The organism is Streptomyces sp. NPDC086147, from assembly GCF_040702165.1.
GTDB lineage: Bacteria > Actinomycetota > Actinomycetes > Streptomycetales > Streptomycetaceae > Streptomyces.
Genome location: NZ_JBFBJO010000001.1, coordinates 705,973 through 720,506, shown reverse-complemented (window position 1 = coordinate 720,506; position 14,534 = coordinate 705,973). Strand labels below are relative to the sequence as shown.

At 71.2% G+C, this 14,534-nt stretch carries 12 protein-coding genes; 4 read left to right on the top strand and 8 right to left on the bottom strand.

The window, feature by feature from the left end:
* Nucleotides 1–173: 173 nt before the first annotated feature.
* Nucleotides 174–1,199 (bottom strand): ATP-dependent 6-phosphofructokinase, encoded by a 1,026-nt coding sequence (locus tag AB0398_RS03455; RefSeq protein WP_366372015.1) that lies wholly within the window; start codon nt 1,197–1,199, stop codon nt 174–176.
* Between the two features lie 371 nt (nt 1,200–1,570).
* On the opposite strand from AB0398_RS03455, the gene pta reads away from it, so the two are divergent.
* The 3 genes from pta to pyk all read left to right on the top strand — a co-directional run bounded on the left by pta (nt 1,571) and on the right by pyk (nt 6,463).
* Entirely contained in the window at nt 1,571–3,652 is a 2,082-nt protein-coding gene (gene pta / locus AB0398_RS03450) for a phosphate acetyltransferase (RefSeq protein ID WP_366372013.1), read from the top strand.
* Nucleotides 3,649–4,950 (top strand): acetate kinase, encoded by a 1,302-nt coding sequence (locus AB0398_RS03445; protein WP_366372011.1) that lies wholly within the window; start codon nt 3,649–3,651, stop codon nt 4,948–4,950. The genes pta and AB0398_RS03445 overlap by 4 nt, the downstream gene beginning before the upstream one ends.
* Nucleotides 4,951–5,032: 82 nt before the next feature.
* Entirely contained in the window at nt 5,033–6,463 is a 1,431-nt protein-coding gene (pyk, locus tag AB0398_RS03440) for a pyruvate kinase (protein ID WP_366372009.1), read from the top strand.
* Between the two features lie 80 nt (nt 6,464–6,543).
* On the opposite strand, the gene AB0398_RS03435 is transcribed toward pyk, so the two are convergent.
* The 4 genes from AB0398_RS03435 to AB0398_RS03420 all read right to left on the bottom strand — a co-directional run bounded on the left by AB0398_RS03435 (nt 6,544) and on the right by AB0398_RS03420 (nt 10,779).
* Nucleotides 6,544–7,881 (bottom strand): hypothetical protein, encoded by a 1,338-nt coding sequence (locus tag AB0398_RS03435; RefSeq protein ID WP_366372007.1) that lies wholly within the window; start codon nt 7,879–7,881, stop codon nt 6,544–6,546.
* On the bottom strand, nt 7,871–8,419 hold the full coding sequence (locus tag AB0398_RS03430; protein WP_366372005.1) for a DUF6114 domain-containing protein: 549 nt from the start codon (nt 8,417–8,419) through the stop codon (nt 7,871–7,873). The genes AB0398_RS03435 and AB0398_RS03430 overlap by 11 nt, the downstream gene beginning before the upstream one ends.
* 118 nt (nt 8,420–8,537) lie before the next feature.
* Nucleotides 8,538–9,209 (bottom strand): DUF6230 family protein, encoded by a 672-nt coding sequence (locus tag AB0398_RS03425; RefSeq protein ID WP_366372003.1) that lies wholly within the window; start codon nt 9,207–9,209, stop codon nt 8,538–8,540.
* 601 nt (nt 9,210–9,810) lie between these two features.
* Nucleotides 9,811–10,779 carry a tetratricopeptide repeat protein gene (locus tag AB0398_RS03420; RefSeq protein WP_366372001.1) on the bottom strand — a complete coding sequence of 323 codons (969 nt, stop codon included), beginning with the start codon at nt 10,777–10,779 and terminating at the stop codon, nt 9,811–9,813.
* 309 nt (nt 10,780–11,088) lie between these two features.
* Between AB0398_RS03420 and AB0398_RS03415 the strand changes: the two genes are divergently transcribed.
* Nucleotides 11,089–11,727, top strand: a complete 639-nt coding sequence (locus AB0398_RS03415; protein WP_366371999.1) for a TetR/AcrR family transcriptional regulator — start codon at nt 11,089–11,091, stop codon at nt 11,725–11,727.
* Nucleotides 11,728–11,775: 48 nt separating this feature from the next.
* Here AB0398_RS03415 and AB0398_RS03410 read toward each other — a convergent pair whose 3' ends face one another.
* From AB0398_RS03410 to AB0398_RS03400, 3 genes are all read right to left on the bottom strand, one after another.
* Nucleotides 11,776–13,476, bottom strand: coding sequence for a methylmalonyl-CoA mutase family protein (locus AB0398_RS03410; RefSeq protein WP_366371997.1), 1,701 nt, complete (start codon nt 13,474–13,476; stop codon nt 11,776–11,778).
* A gap of 72 nt (nt 13,477–13,548) precedes the next feature.
* Nucleotides 13,549–13,881, bottom strand: a complete 333-nt coding sequence (locus AB0398_RS03405; protein ID WP_366371995.1) for a DUF3817 domain-containing protein — start codon at nt 13,879–13,881, stop codon at nt 13,549–13,551.
* 43 nt (nt 13,882–13,924) lie between these two features.
* Nucleotides 13,925–14,434, bottom strand: a complete 510-nt coding sequence (locus AB0398_RS03400) for a MarR family transcriptional regulator (protein WP_366371993.1) — start codon at nt 14,432–14,434, stop codon at nt 13,925–13,927.
* Between the last annotated feature and the right edge of the window lie 100 nt (nt 14,435–14,534).

The window sequence follows — 14,534 nt, the reverse complement described above, 5'->3', positions numbered from 1 at the left end:
CCGGGACAGGCCCCAAGCCTTGTTGATCTCGTGCTCGGGCTCAAGAGTGGAATCCGGCATTTCCGGGGGCGTGCCGCACGGGAACGGCCCCGACCGTCCACGGGGGGACGGTCGGGGCCGCTTCCGGCGTACGAGGGCCGGGGCGTGTCCGGCGGATCAGGGTCGGACGGGCCCTAGAAGACGGACTCCGCCTCGCGCATGCGGTCCGCCGGGACCCTCTTGAGCTGGGTCACGGCCTCCGCCAGCGGCACCATCTCGATGTTCGTGCCGCGCAGCGCCGTCATCCGCCCGAAGTCGCCGCGGTGCGCCGCCTCGACCGCGTGCCAGCCGAAGCGGGTCGCGAGGACGCGGTCGTACGCGGTCGGGGTGCCGCCGCGCTGGACGTGGCCGAGGATGACCGGACGGGCCTCCTTGCCGAGGCGCCGCTCCAGCTCGACGGCGAGCTGGGTCCCGATGCCCTGGAAGCGCTCGTGGCCGAACTGGTCGATCTCGCCCTTGGCGTACTCCATCGAGCCCTCGGCCGGGTGCGCGCCCTCGGCGACGCAGATGACCGCGAACTTCTTGCCGCGCGCGAAGCGTTCCTCGACCATCTTGACGAGGTCGTCGACCTCGAAGGGGCGCTCGGGGAGGCAGATGCCGTGCGCGCCGCCGGCCATGCCGGACTCCAGGGCGATCCAGCCGGCGTGGCGGCCCATCACCTCGACGACCATCACGCGCTGGTGGGACTCGGCGGTGGTCTTGAGGCGGTCCATGGCCTCGGTAGCGACGCCGACGGCGGTGTCGAAGCCGAAGGTGCGGTCCGTGGAGGAGATGTCGTTGTCGATGGTCTTCGGGACGCCGACGACGGGCATGCCGGCGTCGGAGAGCATCCGGGCGGCGGTCAGGGTGCCCTCGCCGCCGATCGGGATGAGGACGTCGATGCCGTACTGGTGGGCCAGGTCGGCGGCGGACTCGGCGGCCTCGCGCAGCCGGTTCCGCTCCAGGCGGGCCGAGCCGAGGATGGTGCCGCCGCGGGCCAGGATGCCGCTGACGGCGTTGAGGTCGAGGGGCCGGAAGTGGCCGTCGAGGAGGCCCTTGAACCCGTCCTCGAAGCCGATGACCTCGTCTCCGTGGCCGGTCATCGCCCGGTGCACGACCGACCGGATCACTGCGTTCAGGCCGGGGCAGTCGCCGCCTGCGGTGAGAACTCCGATGCGCATCGTGCTGTGTCTCCTGCTCGGTCGCGGTCCGTGTGAGCCAGGGCAATTCTCACACGCCGGGCCTGAGGGGCGCGCTCGCCGCCGTTCCGCGCGTCCCTCACGACGGTCCCCGGGCACCCTTCCGGGGGCCCTCACGGCCGCCCCCGGACGTCCCTCCCGCCGGCCTTCCCGGGCCTCCCCCGGAGGCCTTTCGGTCCGGGGTTCCGGGCCTTTCGTCCGGCGGGCGACCTAGCCACCGCCGGGGGTATTGTCAAGGGGGTAATGCCGCCCTATCGGGGCTTTCCGAGCCCTTTTGATTGACGTACGGGCCGGGAAGGCGGAGTGGGGGCACCGCCCGGGCCCTTCCGCAGGACTGGACAGGAGACCACGGCGTGACGCGCAGCGTGTACGTGACCGGGATCGACCGCGGGGACGGCCGCCAGGTCGTCGAGCTGGGAGTCATGGAGCTCCTCACCCGCCAGGTGGACCGGGTGGGGGTGTTCCGGCCGCTGGTGCACGACGGGCCCGACCGGCTCTTCGACCTGCTGCGCGCCCGCTACCGGCTCTCGCAGGACGCCTCGACGGTCTACGGCATGGACTACCACGAGGCCTCGGCCCTCCAGGCCGAACGGGGCACCGACGAGCTGGTCTCCCGGCTGGTCGACCGCTTCCACGCCGTCGCCCGGGAGTACGAGGTCGTCCTCGTCCTCGGCACCGACTTCGCCGCCACCCAGCTCCCCGACGAGCTGGCGATCAACGCCCGGCTCGCCAACGAGTTCGGCGCCTCCGTCATCCCGGTGGTCGGCGGCAAGGGCCAGTCGGCGGAGTCCGTGCGGGCCGAGGCGCGCAACGCCTTCCGGGCGTACGACGGGCTCGGCTGCGACGTGCTCGCGATGGTGGTCAACCGGGTGGCGGCCGAGGACCGGGAGGCGATCGCGGAGCGGCTCGCGGCCCGGCTGCCCGTGCCCTGCTACGTCCTGCCGGACGAGCCGGCCCTGTCGGCGCCGACCGTCGCCCAGATCACCCACGCGCTCGGCGCCACCGTCGTCCTCGGGGACGACGCCGGGCTCGCCCGGGACGCCCTGGACTTCGTCTTCGGCGGCGCGATGCTGCCGAACTTCCTGAACGCCCTGACGCCCGGCTGTCTGGTCGTCACCCCCGGGGACCGGGCCGACCTGGTCGTCGGCGCGCTCGCCGCGCACTCGGCCGGCACCCCGCCGATCGCCGGGGTGGTGCTCACCCTGAACGAGCGGCCCAGCGAGGAGATCCTGACCCTGGCGGCCCGGCTCGCGCCCGGCACCCCGGTGGTCTCGGTCGCCGGGAACAGCTTCCCGACGGCCGCCGAACTCTTCGCCCTGGAGGGCAAGCTGAACGCGGCCACCCCGCGCAAGGCGGAGACCGCGCTCGGCCTGTTCGAGCGGCACGTGGACACCGCCGACCTGCTCAAGCGGGTCTCGGTGGCCCGCAGCGGCCGGGTCACCCCGATGATGTTCGAGCACGAGCTGCTCGAACAGGCGCGGGCCCACCGGCGCCGGGTGGTGCTGCCGGAGGGCACGGAGGAGCGGGTCCTGCGCGCGGCCGACGTGCTGCTGCGCCGGGACGTGTGCGACCTGACGCTGCTCGGCGACGTGGAGACCATCCGCAAGAAGGCCGCCGACCTGAGCGTGGACCTGCGCGACACGCAGCTCATCGACCCGCACACCTCGGAGCTGCGGGACTCGTTCGCGGAGAAGTACGCGGCGCTGCGCGCCCACAAGGGCGTCACCGTGGAGCTGGCGTACGACGTGGTGTCGGACGTGAACTACTTCGGCACCCTGATGGTCCAGGAGGGCCTGGCCGACGGGATGGTGTCCGGCTCGGTGCACTCCACGGCCGCGACGATCCGCCCGGCCTTCGAGATCATCAAGACGAAGCCGGAGGCGTCGATCGTCTCGTCGGTCTTCTTCATGTGCCTGGCGGACAAGGTCCTCGTGTACGGCGACTGCGCGGTCAACCCGGACCCGGACGCCGAGCAGCTCGCGGACATCGCCGTCCAGTCGGCGGCCACCGCGGCCCGGTTCGGCGTGGAGCCGCGGATCGCGATGCTCTCGTACTCCACGGGCACCTCGGGCTCCGGCGCCGACGTCGACAAGGTGCGGGAGGCGACCAAGCTCGTCCGGGAGGCGCACCCGGAGCTGCGGATCGAGGGGCCCATCCAGTACGACGCGGCCGTGGAGCCCTCGGTGGCGGCGACGAAGCTGCCGGGTTCGGAGGTGGCGGGGCAGGCGTCGGTGCTGATCTTCCCCGACCTGAACACCGGCAACAACACGTACAAGGCCGTGCAGCGTTCGGCCGGCGCCGTGGCCGTCGGCCCGGTCCTCCAGGGCCTGCGCAAGCCCGTGAACGACCTCTCGCGCGGCGCGCTCGTCAGCGACATCGTCAACACGGTCGCCATCACGGCGATCCAGTCCCAGGGTCAGGAGCTCCCCGCATGACCGCGCCCACGCGTGTACTCGTCCTCAACTCCGGTTCCTCGTCGCTGAAGTACCAGCTCATCGACATGCGCGACGGCAGCCGCCTGGCGCAGGGGATCGTGGAGCGGATCGGCGAGGAGACCTCGCGGATCGCGCACACCCCGCTCCGGGAGGGCGGCGGCCGGCGCGAGAAGGACGGTCCGATCTCCGACCACTCGGCCGCCCTGAAGGCCGTCGCCGGGGAGCTGGCGGCGGACGGGCTCGGCCTGGACTCCCCCGAACTGGCGGCGATCGGGCACCGGGTGGTGCACGGCGGGCTGCGGTTCACCGAGCCGACGGTGGTCGACGGCGAGGTGCTCGCGGAGATCGAGCGGCTCGTGCCGGTGGCGCCGCTGCACAACCCGGCGAACCTGATCGGCATCCGCACGGCGATGGTGCTGCGGCCCGACCTGCCGCAGGTGGCGGTCTTCGACACCGCCTTCCACACCACGATGCCGGAGTCGGCGGCGCGGTACGCGATCGACGTGGAGACCGCCGACGCGCACCGGATCCGGCGGTACGGCTTCCACGGCACCTCGCACGCGTACGTCTCGCGGGAGACGGCGCGGCTGCTCGGCAAGGCGCCGGAGGAGGTGAACGTGATCGTGCTGCACCTGGGGAACGGGGCGTCCGCGTCGGCGGTGCGGGGCGGCCGGTGCGTGGACACCTCGATGGGCCTGACGCCCCTGGAGGGCCTGGTCATGGGGACCCGGTCGGGCGACATCGACCCGGCGGTCACCTTCCACCTGCGTCGGGTGGCGGGGATGTCGGCGGACGAGATCGACGTCCTGCTGAACAAGCGGTCCGGTCTGGTGGGGCTCTGCGGCGACAACGACATGCGGGAGATCCGCCGCCGGATCGACGAGGGCGACGAGCGGGCGGCGCTCGCCTTCGACGTCTACGTCCACCGGCTGAAGAAGTACATCGGGGCGTACTACGCGGTGCTCGGCCGGGTGGACGCGGTGGCGTTCACGGCGGGGGTGGGCGAGAACGCGGCGCCGGTGCGGCAGGCGGCGATCGCGGGTCTGGAGGAGCTGGGGCTCGCGGTGGACGCGGAGCTCAACGCGGTGCGCTCGGACGAGGCGCGGTTCATCTCGCCGGAGTACGCGCGGGTGGCGGTCGCCGTGGTGCCGACGGACGAGGAGCTGGAGATCGCGCGCCAGAGCTACGCGCTCGTACGGGGCCCGGTCGGGCGGGAACCGCTCGGAGAGGAATCACCCGGACAGGAATCGCTCGTGCGGGACCTGCTCGAACGGGACGCGGAGGCCTCGAACGAGTGATCGCTTGAGCGGCCGCCCGCCCATTTGTACTTTCCGCCAGTCGGAATATTCCGCAGTGAAACAAACCGATAGGATCCGCCTCATGCGCCGTTCCAAAATCGTCTGCACGCTGGGCCCCGCCGTCGACTCGTATGAGCAGCTGAAGGCTCTCATCGAGGCCGGCATGAACGTGGCCCGATTCAACTTCAGCCACGGTACCCAGGCAGAGCACCAGGAGCGGTACGACCGCGTCCGGCAGGTCTCCGCGGACACCGGGCGCGCCGTCGGGGTCCTGGCGGACCTCCAGGGCCCGAAGATCCGTCTGGAGACCTTCGCCGAGGGACCGGTCGAGCTGGTGCGCGGTGACGAGTTCACCATCACCACCGAGGACGTCCCGGGCGACAAGTCGATCTGCGGCACCACCTACAAGGGTCTGCCGGGCGACGTCTCCAAGGGCGACCAGGTCCTCATCAACGACGGCAACGTCGAGCTGCGGGTGGTCGAGGTCGAGGGCCCCCGGGTCAGGACCATCGTCATCGAGGGCGGTGTCGTCTCGGACCACAAGGGCATCAACCTGCCCGGCGCGGCCGTGAACGTCCCGGCCCTGTCCGAGAAGGACGTCGACGACCTGCGCTTCGCCCTGCGGATGGGCTGCGACATGGTCGCCCTGTCGTTCGTCCGGGACGCCGACGACGTCAAGGACGTCCACAAGGTGATGGACGAGGAGGGCCGCCGGGTCCCCGTCATCGCCAAGGTGGAGAAGCCGCAGGCCGTCGAGAACATGGCCGACGTCGTCGCCGCGTTCGACGCGGTCATGGTGGCCCGCGGCGACCTCGCTGTGGAGTACCCGCTGGAGAAGGTCCCGATGGTGCAGAAGCGCCTGGTGGAGCTCTGTCGCCGGAACGCCAAGCCGGTCATCGTCGCCACCCAGATGATGGAGTCGATGATCACCAACTCGCGTCCGACCCGCGCCGAGGCGAGCGACGTCGCCAACGCGATCCTGGACGGCGCCGACGCGGTCATGCTGTCGGCCGAGTCCTCGGTCGGCGCGTACCCGATCGAGACCGTCAAGACGATGTCGAAGATCGTCACGGCGGCCGAGGAGGAGCTGCTCTCCAAGGGCCTCCAGCCCCTGGTCCAGGGCAAGAAGCCGCGCACCCAGGGCGGTTCGGTGGCCCGCGCGGCCTGCGAGATCGCGGACTTCCTGGGCGGCAAGGCGCTGGTCGCCTTCACCCAGTCCGGCGACACCGCCCGCCGCCTCTCGCGCTACCGCGTCCAGCAGCCGATCCTCGCCTTCACGACGGACGAGAACACCCGCAACCAGCTCACCCTGAGCTGGGGCGTCGAGTCCTTCGTCGTCCCGCACGTGGACAACACCGACGCGATGGTCGACCTCGTAGACGCCGAGCTCCTCAAGCTCCAGCGCCACAACGAGGGCGACACCATGGTCATCACGGCCGGCTCGCCCCCCGGCGTTCCCGGCACCACGAACATGGTCCGGGTGCACCACCTGGGCGGCGGCGAGCGCGCCTGACGCGCCCCGCACGCACGCCGAAGCCCCCGTCCGGTGCGGACGGGGGCTTCGGCGTGCGGCTCCCGGAGCGGTACGGGGGATCAGCCGGGCTCGATCGTGTTGTGGAGACCCGGGATCTTGAGGGTGCCGCCGAACTGGCCGGCCTGCTTGATCTTCACGTCGGTGAACCAGACGAGCGGGATGTCCAGCGGGGGCGGGGACTCCGGGCTGAAGGTGACCCGGACGAAGGGGAGGCCGAAGATGTTGCCCTTCAGCTCCTCCGTGTACATCGTCACCGTGCCGCCGGTGATGGTCGACGGGCCGGCTTCCCTGGGGTTGGCGGGAAGGGAGCGGACGTGGGCCTTGCGGCCCTCGGAGTGGGCCGTGATCTGGTGCAGGTCCTTGATCACCACGCTGCTCGCGGTGAACTTCAGCACCTTCTTGATCTTGCCGCCGTAGGTCTTCACCTCGACGATGCCGTGGTACTTCAGGCCCAGCAGATCGAGCTTCGTGCTCTCCAGGACCCACGGCTCGTCCGGGAGCAGCGGGATGCCGGGCTCCAGTTCGGCCGCAGCGAGCGCCGCGTCGTCGCGCTCGGGGCACGGGAAGCGGGGCTTGGCGCCCTCGGGTATGTCCTCGTCCTTCTTGGCGTCGAGGCCCTTCGCGCTCTCGGGCAGCTCCTCGACCGCGGCACCGGCCTTCTCGGCGGCCTCGCGGATCGCGGCCTTCTTCTTCTCCGCGGCCGGGTCGGCGGCCGGCTTCGCGGCCGGATCGACGGCCGGCTTCGCAGCTCCGGTCGCCTTCGGCGCGACGGTCGCCTTCGGCACGGTGGCCGTCTTCGGCGCGGTGCTCGTCTTCGGCGCGGTGGTCGGGGCCTGGGTCGTCGGCGCCGCCGTGGTGGGCGTGGCCGTCGGCTTCGGGTCCGGGCCGTCGAAGAGGTCCTTCAGCGCGTCGCCCAGACCCAGCGGGTCCAGCGGGTTCTTCGACTTCGCCGGCGTGGGTGCGGCCGTCGTGGTCGGCGTGGCGGCGGGCTTCGGAGCCGTGGTGGTGGTCAGCTTCCGCTGCGTGGTCGTCTGTCCGGTCGCGGTCGGCGTCGGCGCGGCGGTGGCGGAGGGAGTGGCCGAGGGGGACGCGGTCGCGGTCGCCGAGGGGGTGGCCGTCGGCTTCGCCGTCTCCTTCTCCTTCTCCGTCTCCGAGGCCTCCGGCGTCGGCTCGTCCGAGCGCGTCACGCAGGGGCCGGGGGCGAAGGGGATGTCCTTGTCGTCGGCGAGGGCGATCTTGGGCGTGAGGCCCATGCCCACGAACACCGCGGTCGGCATGGCGGCCAGCGCCATCGCCTTGCCCGCGGGGCCCTGGATCCTGTTCAGCAGCGACTTGCGTGGGGCCGCGTGGCGCGGTCCGCCCTTCGCGAGCGCCGGCTGGGTCTCGTCACCCCGCACTGTTCCTCCCGCCGTTGGCATCGAACGTCTTCTGGGTCGCGTGGTGCTCCGGTCCGCGCTGCTCCGGGAGCCCGGCCGTCAGCACGGCCCCGGCTTCGGCGGAGGCCTCCGGCTCGGCGTCGTCCTCCGTGTCCACGGTCTCCTCGACCGGCGGCGCGGGAGCCCAGGCGATGGACATGCCGCCCCCGATGAGGGAGAGCAGGAATCCGACGCCGAGACCGCCGAAGTTCGACACGGGGATGGAGACCAGTCCGAGGACGATCGTCGCGACGCCCGCGAAGACGCGTACGGCGGGCTGGAACCACATCATCAGACCGAGCGTGATGAGCAGGGTGCCGATGATCAGCGCGCTGGATCCGGCGGTCGTCTTCATCGCGAGGGTGATGTTGCCGAGCCGCATGTCCCCGTAGGGGAGGTAGGCGATCGGCACGCCACCGAGGAGGGTGAACAGTCCCGCCCAGAAGGGCCGGGTCTGCCGCCAGACCTTGAACCGGTTCTCCTTGGGGACTTCGCGGGAGGCAGGGGTCTCGGCGCTCATGGAAAACAGCTCCCTGGAAGCGGTGTTGCTGATATTTGTTGTTGCGACGTGGGGCGCCCGGCGGCGGGACCGCGCCCGGCGGCCCCGCCGCTTCGGGGCGGATCGGTCCGGGGACCGGTCAGCCCTTGAAGCACTCCTTCTCCGTGCCCCGGTGCAGGGACAGGTTCAGGTCGGGAAGCCTGAAGGTGGCGGCCGTGGTGGCCCACGCCTTCTGCCTGACGTTGCTCAGGGTGGCGTTCTCGGCGCGCTGGGCGAAGCCGAACTTGTTGGCCTCGGTGTTGGGCTGGATGCCCTGGCCGTCCTTGGTCTTCGGCAGCGAGCCGGCCGCGACGCCGATGTCGATCTGCTTGAACTCGGCGTCGGCCTCCAGGTAGGAGACGTCGAGGTACAGGTCCTTCGCGTAGACCTGCTCGTCCGTGTCACCCTTCTTGGCGGCGGCGCTGTTGCCGGCCTCCAGGCGGAGGGTGATGTCACCGAGACCCGGAACCGGCGTCACGACCGACTGGCACATGTTGGTGATGTGCGCCGTGTCGAAGCCGGAGACCGCGACCGGGGCGCCGAACGGCGTGCCGTCCAGCTTGTTGCCCTTGGCGACACTGCCGTACTGGACGAACTCGGTGCCCACCAGCTTGTCGGTGGAGACCTTGAACTCCTGGCCGGAGATCGCGAACGACGCGGCGAGCGCGCCCTGCGCCAGGCCGACGCCGATCGCCGCGGTGGCGACCACGCTGGGCACCATGACGACGGCGAAACGCTTCCATCTGGTCCCGCCACGAACCTGGGACTTCATGAGAATCCTCCTTCTCGGACGTACATCTCCAGAAGGGGCGTGGGCCCGTTCTGCGATGGGAGAAGAGCTACGTCCTCGGGAAGGAGAGCGCCGGGGCGTCGAACGACGCGCTGCGCGTCCGAGTCACCGGCGATCACCCCCGAGCGACAACCATGGGCCACGCGGTGCGCGTGACCTGATCGGACAGGCCCCGTTCGGTGAGAGCGGGAACCCCCCTGTCCGCGACCGGCGCCGGAGCACCGGTCCGCCCGGTGGGGACCCTCCCCGCGATCCCGGTTGGTTGCCGGGGTCGTGCGGTTCGGACCGAGCGTGGCCGATCGTGGTCCATTCCGGGCGCCCGCACAAGGGGGTTCGTTACCGGCTAGTAACGGGTGCATAACCACGTCATGGCGGGACGGGACCGAACGGGCACACAGGGTGCGTTCGAAGGGAGGGGAATGTCAGGAGATCGGCGGATGAATCAGGGCAGAACGCCGGGTTCGATTTACTGCAAGTAACAGCGGCCGCGATTACCAAGTTTTGGTAAAGCGCGGCCGCGTTTTGTCACTCAGCTGCCAAATCGCCGGTCGATTCGGCGCGGGGAGCGGGGGTCTCGAACGCCTCAGAACAGCACGCGTGCGAGCGCCTGCCGGGCCGCCGTCACCCTCGGGTCGTCGGCGCCGATCACCTCGAACAGCTCCAGGAGCCGCAGCCGCGCCGCGTCCCGGTCCTCACCGGCCGTGCGGCGCACGGTCTCCACCAGGCGCCCGAAGGCGTCCTGCACGTGGCCGCCCGCCAGATCCAGGTCGGCGGCAGCGAGCTGCGCGGTGACGTCGGCCGGGTTGTCGGCGGCGTTCCCGCGGACGGCGCCCGGGTCCAGGTCCTGCACGCGGGCGAGGAGTTCGGCCTGCGCGAGGCCGAGCTTGGCCTCCGGGTGGGCCGGGTCGTCGGCGAGCACGTTCTTGTAGGCCTGGACGGCACCGGCCAGGTCGCCCGCGTCGAGCGCGACCATCGCCGCTTCGAGGAGGGAGTCGTACGGGCCGGCGGGCCGCTCGGCGACGGGGGCCGAGGGGTCGGCGTCCGCGTCCACGACGATGCCGGTGAGGCCGAAGCGCTCCTCGCCGACCGCGATCAGCTGGTCGAGGGTCTCGCGGATCTGGGCCTCGGGCACCGCGCCCTGGAAGAGCGGCAGCGCCTGACCGGCGACCACCGCGAAAACGGCCGGAATTCCCTGGATGCCGAACTGCTGCATCAGCATCTGGTTGGCGTCGACGTCGATCTTCGCGAGCAGGAAGCGGCCGTGGTACTCGACGGCGAGCCGCTCCAGGAGGGGGCCGAGCTGCTTGCAGGGCTCGCACCACTCGGCCCAGAAGTCGAGGACGACCGGGACCTCGGCGGAACGCTGGAGCACATCGCGCTCGAAGCCCGCCTCGTCGACGTCGATCACCAGGGCGGACGGGGGCACGGCGGCCGTTCCGCCCTGCCGGGCGGCTTCGGCGCGCGCCTGCTCCGCCTTCGCCTTGGCCTCTCCGGCCGCCTTCACCGCGGCGAGGTCGACGACGCCGCTCATGGACATGTTTCGGGGCTGCATGGCTACATCCTCCCCCCTCCGCGCGCGTAACCGTTAAGCCGTGGCCGAACCGCGCCGTCCACCCGCCTCCCGCCGGTGTGCGAGACGCGTGGACGACACGGTTGCCCGTCTTCTGTTGTCTGGATTCCGTACCGGGTCCCCACCCGGCACCATGGTTGTCGCTCGGGCCGCTCAAAGCCTTTCGCTACGAGTCGTAGCGTAACTGCCGGGGCGGAGGCGGCGGGAGGGCGGACGGCCGATCCGTACGGTGAACTGCCTCACATCGCGGGCCTCTGGCGCCCTACCTACCGGCGGGTATGGTCGTCGTTCATGTGTAGCCGCACCCACCGCAGCAGCCGTACCGGGCGCCCCCGCTCCACCGAGGCCGACGAGGCCATCCTGGAAGCGACCCGCGCGGCCCTGGTCGAGCTGGGCTGGTCCAAGCTCACGATGGGGGACGTCGCCGGCCGCGCCGGGGTCGCCAAGACGACCCTCTACCGCCGCTGGGCCAACAAGAGCGAACTGGTGGTGGACGCGGTCGCCGTCCTCTTCGACGAGCTCGAACTCCCCGACCTGGGCTCGCTCCGGGCCGACATCGAGCACGTGGTGCTCCAGTTCGCGGCACTCCTCGAACGCCCCGAGACCAAGACGGCCCTGATGGCGGTGGTCGCCGAGTCGACCCGGGACGAGCCGCTGCGCGAGCGCATCCGCGCCTCCATCGTCGACCGCCAGAAGCGCCTCGTCCTGGAGGGCCGGATGCGGGCGCAGCGACGCGGCGAACTCCCGGCCGACCGGGACCTGCCGGCCGTCGGCGCCACCGACGACCTGATCTTCGACGTGATCGCGGGCGCGGTGGTGCACCGCGCCCTGGTCAGCGCCGAGCCGGTGGACGAGCCGTGGGTGGCGCGCCTGTCGGCCCTCCTGGTGGGGGGCCTGGGCGCGGCGGCGGCCGGGAACCGGGACGCGTGAGGGGCGGTACGGGAAGTCCCGTACCGCCCCTGCCCCGCGCCGGACGGCTCAGAAGCCCGGGGGCTCCGTGTAGACGCCCCACTCGTCGCGCAGGGCGTCGCAGATCTCGCCGAGGGTGGCCTCGGCGCGGACGGCCTCCAGCATCGGCCCGATCATGTTCGAGCCGTCGCGGGCGGCGGCCAGCATGGCGTCGAGCGAGGCGCGCACCTTCGCGTCGTCCCGGTGGCCCCTGCGCTCGCCGAGGACGCGGACCTGCTCGCGCTCGACCTCGTGGCTGACCCGGAGGATCTCCAGGTCGCCGGTGACGGAGCCGTGGTGGACGTTGACGCCGACGACCCGCTTGTCGCCCTTCTCCAGGGAGCGCTGGTACTGGAAGGCGGACTCGGCGATCTCGCCGGTGAACCAGCCGTCCTCGATGCCGCGCAGGATGCCGGAGGTGATCGGGCCGATCGGGTGCCGCCCGTCCGGGTGGGCGCGGCGGCCGCGCTCCTTGATCTGGTCGAAGATCCGCTCGGCGTCGGCCTCGATGCGGTCGGTGAGCTGCTCGACGTACCAGGAACCGCCCAGCGGGTCCGCGACGTTGGCGACGCCGGTCTCCTCCATGAGCACCTGCTGGGTGCGCAGCGCGATCTCGGCGGCCTGCTCGCTGGGGAGGGCGAGGGTCTCGTCGAGGGCGTTGGTGTGCAGGGAGTTGGTGCCGCCGAGGACCGCGGAGAGGGCCTCGACCGCGGTCCGCACGACGTTGTTGTACGGCTGCTGGGCGGTGAGGGAGACGCCGGCGGTCTGGGTGTGGAAGCGGAGCCACTGCGCCTTGTCGGTCTTCGCGCCGTACACCTCCTTCATCCAGCGGGCCCAGATCCGGCGGGCGGCGCGGAACTTGGCGATCTCCTCGAAGAAGTCGAGGTGGGCGTCGAAGAAGAAGGAGAGGCCGGGGGCGAAGACGTCGACGTCCAGACCGCGGGAGAGGCCGAGTTCCACGTAGCCGAAGCCGTCGGCGAGGGTGTACGCGAGCTCCTGCGCGGCCGTCGCGCCGGCCTCGCGGATGTGGTAGCCGGAGACGGAGAGCGGCTTGTACGCGGGGATCTTCGCCGCGCAGTGCTCCATCAGGTCGCCGATGAGGCGCAGATGGGGCTCGGGCTCGAAGAGCCACTCCTTCTGCGCGATGTACTCCTTGAAGATGTCGGTCTGGAGTGTGCCGTTGAGCACGGCCGGATCGACGCCCTGGCGCTCGGCGGCGACCAGGTACATGCAGAAGGCCGGGACGGCGGGTCCGGAGATCGTCATGGACGTCGTGACGTCGCCGAGCGGGATGTCCTTGAAGAGGACCTCCATGTCGGCGGCGGAGTCGATGGCGACGCCGCAGTGGCCGACCTCGCCGAGCGAGCGGGGGTCGTCGGAGTCGCGGCCCATGAGGGTGGGCATGTCGAAGGCGACGGAGAGGCCGCCGCCGCCGGCGGCCAGGATCATCTTGTACCGCTCGTTGGTCTGCTCGGCGTTGCCGAAGCCGGCGAACTGGCGGATGGTCCAGGTCCGGCCGCGGTAGCCGGTCGGGTGCAGGCCCCGGGTGAAGGGGTACTCACCGGGCCAGCCGATGCGCTCGAACCCCTCGTAGGCGTCCCCGGGCCGGGGCCCGTAGACGGGCTCGACGGCGTCGCCGGAGAGCGTGGTGAAGTCGGCGTCCCGCTTGCGGGCCTTGTCGTAACGGGCCTGCCAGCGACGGCGGCCTTCCTCGATGGCGTCAGCGTCCATGCTTCGAATTTACTAGGACGTCCTAGTAAATGTCGATGGCAGACCCCGCGCCGGTGTGGCGCGGGGTGGGGGTTACGCCTTGGCGGGGACGGGCTGCGCGCCGCTGACCAGCGGAAGCGTCTCGCGGTGGACCCTGCGCTCGACGAAGAAGGCGGCGAAGGGGATGGTCCCCGAGACCAGCACCCAGAGCAGCTTCCCGAACGGCCAGCGCGCCTTGGAGCCCAGGTCGAAGGCGAAGACGAGGTAGATGATGTAGAGGACACCGTGGGTCTGGGAGACCGCGAAGGTGAGGTCCTCGCCCGTGTGGAAGCCGTACTTGGCGATCATGCACGCGCACAGGATGAGGAGCATGACCGCGGTCACGTACGCCATGACGCGGTAGCGGGTCAGCACGCTGGATTTCATGCCGTCGAGCGTAACCGCACGTTCCGGGCGATCTTCGGGCGGGTCAGACCTCGTCGAAGTCGTTCGCCGACACCCGGAGCGGGCGGAGCATCGCGAAGATCTCGGCGCACTCCTCGGCGTCGTACGCGCCGAGGCCGAAGTCCATCTCCATCAGGTCGCGGGTGGCCGCCTCGACCACCTCGCGGCCCTTGTCGGTGATGGTGGCGAGGGTGCCGCGGCCGTCGTTGGGGTTGGGGCGCTTGGCGACGAGGCCGGACCTCACGAGCCGGTCGACCGTGTTCGTCACCGAGGTGGGGTGGACCATCAGCCGCTCGCCGATCTTGGACATCGGCAGCTCGCCCGCCTTGGAGAAGGTGAGCAGGACCAGGGCCTCGTACCGCGCGAAGGTCAGGCCGTACGGCTTGACGACGGCGTCGACCTCCGCGAGGAGGATCTGGTGGGCGCGCATGATCGAAGTGATCGCGGCCATCGAGGGGACCGGCCCCCAGCGCTTCTGCCAGAGTTCGTCGGCGCGGGCGATGGGGTCGAAGGGGAGACTGAGCGGCTTCGGCACGCGTCGACCTTACCCATGGGGAACATGGCGGTCAGCCCCGTCTCGTCCTTCGGTCGCCCCGGCCGCCGGTCCGCCGGCGGGCCTCCTGGGGTGGACGACG

Bases quoted from the DNA above. Each gene is read 5' to 3' on its own strand.
- AB0398_RS03455 (WP_366372015.1), bottom strand. From the start codon at position 1,199: ATGCGCATCGGAGTTCTCACCGCAGGCGGCGACTGCCCCGGCCTGAAC.
- AB0398_RS03445 (WP_366372011.1), top strand. From the start codon at position 3,649: ATGACCGCGCCCACGCGTGTACTCGTCCTCAACTCCGGTTCCTCGTCG.
- pyk (WP_366372009.1), top strand. From the start codon at position 5,033: ATGCGCCGTTCCAAAATCGTCTGCACGCTGGGCCCCGCCGTCGACTCG.
- AB0398_RS03430 (WP_366372005.1), bottom strand. From the start codon at position 8,419: ATGAGCGCCGAGACCCCTGCCTCCCGCGAAGTCCCCAAGGAGAACCGG.
- AB0398_RS03425 (WP_366372003.1), bottom strand. From the start codon at position 9,209: ATGAAGTCCCAGGTTCGTGGCGGGACCAGATGGAAGCGTTTCGCCGTC.
- AB0398_RS03420 (WP_366372001.1), bottom strand. From the start codon at position 10,779: ATGCAGCCCCGAAACATGTCCATGAGCGGCGTCGTCGACCTCGCCGCG.
- AB0398_RS03415 (WP_366371999.1), top strand. From the start codon at position 11,089: ATGTGTAGCCGCACCCACCGCAGCAGCCGTACCGGGCGCCCCCGCTCC.
- AB0398_RS03410 (WP_366371997.1), bottom strand. From the start codon at position 13,476: ATGGACGCTGACGCCATCGAGGAAGGCCGCCGTCGCTGGCAGGCCCGT.
- AB0398_RS03405 (WP_366371995.1), bottom strand. From the start codon at position 13,881: ATGAAATCCAGCGTGCTGACCCGCTACCGCGTCATGGCGTACGTGACC.